This window comes from Polyangium fumosum (assembly GCF_005144585.1).
Lineage (GTDB): Bacteria > Myxococcota_A > Polyangia > Polyangiales > Polyangiaceae > Polyangium > Polyangium fumosum.
This window is the reverse complement of sequence record NZ_SSMQ01000173.1, coordinates 1-2,023: the sequence shown is the minus strand read 5'-3', so window position 1 is coordinate 2,023 and position 2,023 is coordinate 1. Positions and strand designations below refer to the sequence as shown.

The 2,023-nt window shown below is 65.3% G+C and carries 1 protein-coding gene; it reads left to right on the top strand.

Annotated elements, in window-relative coordinates; translation table 11 throughout:
* The first annotated feature begins 473 nt into the window (after window positions 1-473).
* Complete coding sequence (gene ltrA, locus E8A74_RS51550) at window positions 474-1,901, top strand: group II intron reverse transcriptase/maturase (RefSeq protein WP_338089773.1); 1,428 nt, start codon at window positions 474-476, stop codon at window positions 1,899-1,901.
* Window positions 1,902-2,023 lie beyond the last annotated feature (122 nt).

The window sequence follows — 2,023 nt, the reverse complement described above, 5'->3', positions numbered from 1 at the left end:
TGGTGCGTCGTGAGGAGATCGACCAAACGGCCGGGACACCGGTTCGAGGGTCGGTCTTGCGCTGCACGTCTCCAACGGGTGAGAGTCCCGTCCGGGTAAGCGCCGGAGCGCCCGGTAGCAGGCCCCAGGTGCGTGGAGAGATCCATCGTGCCCGAGCGGGGCGTCGAAAGCCTCTACGGAGGGAGCAAGAACGCGGGCCGCAACATCAAGTGAAGCCTGCCGCCTCGTCACATTCACAACGGGAGAGCCGAGCCGAGCATGTCGCGGCGAAGACCACGTCCATCGCGCCGAAGTCCGGAGAACGACGCACGGTGGATCTCCCCGGGGTAGAGGGCGCAGCACGCGTTCAAGGAGAGGTGCGGAACACGAGAGACCCGTCTGCGCTGCCGTCGTCGCGGCAAGGTGGCTCGTATAAGCCGAAGGTGAAATCGAGCGCTGCGCAGCGGGAGTCCGAGGGGGTCGTAGTACCGAAGATGGCCGCGACGAACAACGCGGCCGGAGGGAAGGGCCCTCGCGGTGGTCGTGTCGAGGTCGGAGGTAAGCGCGAGGGCATGGCCGGCAAGACCGGTCCCAACCACCCCCGCGGGGCCAAACCCGCGGACAAAGTGCGACAACTCCAGCGTCGACTGTGGGCATCCGCGAAACGGTCGAAGGAACGTCGATTCCACGCGCTGTACGACCGCATCTACAGGCGTGACGTCCTGTGGGAAGCGTGGAAGCGGGTGAGGAGAAACCGAGGCGCGGCGGGCGTCGATGCCCAGACGATCGCCGACGTCGAGCAGTACGGAGTCGATCGCTTCCTCGAAGAGATCGGCGCCGCGTTGCGAGCAGGCACGTATCGACCGGCGGCGGTGCTGCGTCGATACATCCCGAAGGCTGATGGGAAGAAGAGGCCGCTGGGCATTCCGACGATCCGGGACCGAGTGGCGCAGATGGCGGCGAAGCTCGTGCTGGAGCCGATCTTCGAGGCGGACTTTCGTCCGAGCTCGTACGGCTTTCGGCCACGCCGAAGCGCGACACAAGCGCTGGAGAAGCTCCGGAAGCTCGGGGCGCGTGGAGGCAATCACGTGCTCGATGCCGACATCCGCGACTACTTCGGGAGCATCGACCACGAGAAGCTGATGAAGCTCGTGGAGCGACGCGTCTCGGATCGGAGGGTGCTCAAGCTGCTGCGGCAATGGCTCGAAGCAGGCGTGATGGAGGACGGGCGCGAGATGGCGATGCTCTCGGGGACCCCGCAGGGCGGCGTGATCTCGCCGCTCTTGTCCAACATCTACCTGCACGTGCTCGACGCCGCGTGGGAACGCCATGGCGCGCATCTGGGCGTCTTGGTGCGCTACGCGGACGACTTCGTCGTGATGTGTCGGACGGGGTCTTCGTGCGAGCAGGCCGAGAAGCGCGTGCGTGAAGTGCTCGCGCGGCTCGGTTTGGAGCTACATCCCGAGAAGACGAGGAGAGTGGATCTGAGCCTGGGCAAGGAGGGATTCGACTTCCTCGGTTGCCATTTGCGCAAGCGCATGAGCGGTCCGATCTGGGAGAGGCAACGCAAGCGCGTGTACTTCCTCCAGCGATGGCCCTCGCAGCGCAGCATGAAGCGCGTGAGGCAGCGCGTGAAGAGTTTGACCGGACGAAACAGGAACGGCGTGAAGGACGTGCGGGCTCTGATCCGCGACCTGAACCCGGTGCTGCTCGGCTGGGGCAACTACTTCCGCACGGGCAATGCCGCGGCAAAATTCGGCTTCGTCGATCGCTACGTCGAGCGACGGCTCCGACGCTTCCTCATGAAGCGCAAGGGCCGGAACCTGCGCGCCGGAGAGATCGCCACGTGGACGAGTGACTTCTTCCACACCCACGGGCTCCACCGCCTGCGCGGAACCATCCAGTACCCGGAGGCCGCATGATGCCGCTGCCCGAGAGACCACCGGTAAGCCGTGTGCGGGAAATCCGCACGCACGGTTTGAACGGGAGTCTTGCCAGAACCATGCGCGGATGGTCGCGCAGAACAAGGTAGGATTTACCAATG

Excerpts from the sequence above, each read along its gene's own strand:
- ltrA (WP_338089773.1), top strand. The coding sequence starts at position 474 with ATGGCCGCGACGAACAACGCGGCCGGAGGGAAGGGCCCTCGCGGTGGT.